This window comes from Neisseria sp. (assembly GCF_030530745.1).
Taxonomy (GTDB): domain Bacteria; phylum Pseudomonadota; class Gammaproteobacteria; order Burkholderiales; family Neisseriaceae; genus Neisseria.
In genome coordinates this window covers 1-3,504 of record NZ_JAUMUI010000051.1, presented here as the reverse complement: position 1 = coordinate 3,504, position 3,504 = coordinate 1, and the positions used below count along the sequence as shown (strand labels likewise).

Sequence of the window (3,504 nt, the reverse complement as noted above, 5' to 3'; positions counted from 1 at the left end):
GTGAAACCCTGTGCATCATCGAAGCCATGAAGCTGATGAACGAAATCGAAGCCGAAAAATCCGGCGTAATCAAAGAAATTCTGGTTGAAAACGGCCAGCCGGTAGAATACGGCGAACCGCTGTTTATCATCGAATAACCTTTTCAGACGGCCTTAACCCGGTTTTGAGGCCGTCTGAAACGCCTGCCGTATTCAGAACAAAGCCGCGCGCTTGAACCCCCTTCTGAAAGAATCCCTATGCTGAAAAAAGTCTTAATCGCCAACCGCGGCGAAATCGCGCTCCGCGTGTTACGCGCCTGCCGCGAGATGGGCATCGCCACCGTTGCCGTACATTCCGAAGCAGATAAAGACAGCCTGCACGTGAAGCTGGCCGACGAATCCGTGTGCATCGGCCCCGCGCCTTCTCCTCAAAGCTATCTGAACATCCCTTCCCTGATTGCCGCCGCCGAAGTAACCGGTGCCGATGCCGTCCACCCCGGCTATGGTTTTCTTGCAGAAAATGCCGGTTTCGCAGAACAGGTGGAAGAGTCGGGTTTTGTGTTTATCGGCCCGCGTCCCGACACCATCCGCCTGATGGGCGACAAGGTATCGGCCAAACACGCCATGATTGAAGCAGGCGTACCCTGCGTACCCGGCTCCGACGGCGCCTTGCCTGACGATGATGCCGAAATCCTCAAAACTGCAGAAAAAGTAGGCTTTCCCGTGATTATCAAAGCATCGGGCGGCGGCGGGGGACGCGGTATGCGCGTGGTCGAGAAAAAAGAAGATCTGCTCAAATCGGTGGAAATGACCAAAACCGAAGCCGGTATGGCTTTCGGCAACCCCATGGTTTATATGGAGCGCTACCTGCAAAAACCGCGCCACATCGAAATCCAGGTTTTGGCCGACGAACACGGCAATGCCGTTTATTTGGGCGAACGCGACTGCTCCATGCAGCGGCGCCATCAGAAAGTAATCGAAGAAGCCCCCGCCCCGGGCATCACCGAAAAAGAACGCAAGAAAATCGGCGAAGCCTGTGTGGCCGCCTGCAAGCGTATCGGCTACCGTGGTGCGGGCACGTTTGAATTCCTCTATGAAAACGGCGAATTTTTCTTTATTGAAATGAACACCCGCGTTCAGGTAGAACATCCCGTAACCGAGCTGATTACGGGCATAGACATCGTGCAGGAGCAAATCCGCATTGCCGGAGGCCTGCCGCTGCAATACCGGCAAGACGACATCAAACTTGAAGGCCATGCCTTTGAGTGCCGCATCAATGCCGAGGATCCCTACACTTTCGTTCCCAGCCCCGGTTTGATCGAAAGCTGCCATCTGCCCGGCGGCTTGGGCGTACGCGTCGACAGCCACATTTATCAAGGCTACCGCATTCCGCCCAATTACGACAGTCTGATCGGCAAAATCTGCGTTCACGGCAAAACCCGCAAACAGGCCATGGCAAAAATGCGGGTAGCGTTAGACGAACTGGCGGTTACAGGCATTAAAACCAATACGCTGCTGCACCGCGATTTGTTTGTAGACAACGGTTTCCAACAGGGCGGCGTAAGCATCCATTATCTGGAACATTGGCTGGAAGCGAAAAAGGCAAAATAAAACAGCAAGCCTCGTAAAAGTCTGTAAGAAATTCCGCCTGCAGGGCAATTGCAGGCGGAATTTTTATAACAGCAACAGGCCTTAGCCTTTGTAAAAACAACTTAAATGCCGCTGAAAGCACAGAGGCTTTCAGACGGCCTGCTGCCGTTACCGGCACGCGTTAATGATAATGGTGGTGGTGTTTATGTCCTTTACCCGGTTTGTAGTGGGCGTGCTTCGGGCCGTAACGGTGTTTCTTGCCCTTACCTTTACCGTAGTAGTGGTGGTGATGGTGCACTACATTGTTTTCAGCCGCCTTTTTTTGGTTGCGTTTGGCGTAAAGGTTACCTGCCGTACCGCCCAGTGCGGCGCCGACCAGCGTACTTTCCATATTGTTGCCGGCAGCACTGCCGACTACGCCGCCTACGGCAGCCCCCACAATCGTTGCTTTGGTTCGGTCGGTCATACGGGCATGAGCCGCCGGGGCCAGTACCAATGCCGAAACAGCCAACGCTGTTATAAAAGATTTGCGAATTGTATTCATAGAAATCTCCGTGTCGTTTTAGGGAAAAGCTTCCTTTTACTGCAAACTGCGCCGATTGCCTGCAAAATACAAACAAACAGCAGTTTTAGGCAACCGGCTGCATCATACCCGTAAGCCGTTTAAAGATATGCATACATAATGTAATATTATGCAGCCCTTTGTCATGCCCCTGCTTTATGCAGCCGGAGCGCTTCGCAAGAATCCCGGCTAAATCTTACCGATCCGGCACCACGCAGCCGAATTGCAGACGGCCATACCTTTCCAACGGAACCCCAAATCATGCCATACCGCTACCGACGCCCCCTGCCCGACACCCCGCTCGACATCATCGGCGACGTTCATGGCGAAATCAACGCCCTGCAGGCACTGCTGTACCATCTCGGCTACCGTGGAAACGGCAGCCATCCGCAAGGAAGAAAGCTTGTGTTTGTAGGGGATTTGTGCGACCGCGGCCCCGACAGCCCCGCCGTGCTCGCATGTTTTTTTCAGATGCACGATGCAGGCAACGCCTTTACCGTTTTGGGCAACCACGAACTCAATATCCTGATGCACGATCCAAAAGACGGATCCGGCTGGTTTTTTCCCGAGCGTGAAGCTAAAGACGCCGCCCTTTACGCCCCTTGGCACACCCTTCCCGCGCCGGCACGCCCCGCACTTGAAAACCGCTTGGCAGAACAGCCGCTGATATTGGAGCGCAGCGATTTGCGCATCGTACACGCCGCCTGGCTGCCCCATGTTTTGCCACGGCTTGAAGAAGCCTGCGGCGAAAGCCTCTCCGAACAATACCGCCGTTTCGACCGCGAACTGGACGCACAACTTCAAACCGCCCCTTGGTATGCCGACTATCTGTGCGAACAGCAACGCTACGCCGAAACCGCCGCAAACCCGCATCAGGCACCGCCGCCCATGCCCGCCACCGCACAATACGAACTCAACCGCAGCCGCCTGCATCCCATACGCGCGCTCACCAGCGGCATCGAACAAATAGCCCCGCAACCTTTTTACGCAAGCGGCCGCTGGCGTTATACCGCCCGCATCGGCTGGTGGAACGATTACCGCGACCCTGTTCCTGTGCTGATCGGCCACTACTGGCGCAGCTGGCAACCCCAACCGCCCGCGCCCGGCCGCGAAAACATCCTGCCCGCTGCAGGCAACGCATGGCACGGCGCCGAACGCAATGTATTCTGCACCGACTTTTCCGCCGGTGCGCGCTGGCGCGACCGAAAACAGCATATTCCGCCTGCCCAATCCCGCTTCAGGCTCGCCGCCATGCGCTGGCCGGAACGGGTGTTGGTATTCGACAACGGCGACATCGAAAAAACGGTGTAAACAGCCGGCAGGCCGAGACCTTTGCAAAATACCTAAAACCCCATCCAAACGGTTACCCGAACA

The 3,504-nt window shown here is 55.6% G+C and carries 4 protein-coding genes; 3 read left to right on the top strand and 1 reads right to left on the bottom strand.

The annotated features are described in order from the left end of the window. Together Q3970_RS10670 and accC are read left to right on the top strand one after the other, a co-directional pair. A partial coding sequence (locus Q3970_RS10670) for a biotin/lipoyl-containing protein (protein ID WP_303100551.1) occupies window positions 1-137 on the top strand: 137 nt, incomplete at its 5' end. Between the two features lie 99 nt (window positions 138-236). Next, window positions 237-1,589: an acetyl-CoA carboxylase biotin carboxylase subunit gene (gene accC, locus Q3970_RS10665; RefSeq protein WP_303100550.1), complete on the top strand. Its 1,353-nt coding sequence runs from the start codon at window positions 237-239 to the stop codon at window positions 1,587-1,589. A gap of 160 nt (window positions 1,590-1,749) precedes the next feature. Here accC and Q3970_RS10660 read toward each other — a convergent pair whose 3' ends face one another. Next, window positions 1,750-2,034 carry a glycine zipper domain-containing protein gene (locus Q3970_RS10660; protein WP_303100549.1) on the bottom strand — a complete coding sequence of 95 codons (285 nt, stop codon included), beginning with the start codon at window positions 2,032-2,034 and terminating at the stop codon, window positions 1,750-1,752. Window positions 2,035-2,391: 357 nt separating this feature from the next. Here Q3970_RS10660 and Q3970_RS10655 point away from each other — a divergent pair, with 357 nt between their 5' ends. After that, window positions 2,392-3,441: a metallophosphoesterase gene (locus Q3970_RS10655; RefSeq protein WP_303100548.1), complete on the top strand. Its 1,050-nt coding sequence runs from the start codon at window positions 2,392-2,394 to the stop codon at window positions 3,439-3,441. Window positions 3,442-3,504: the final 63 nt, after the last annotated feature.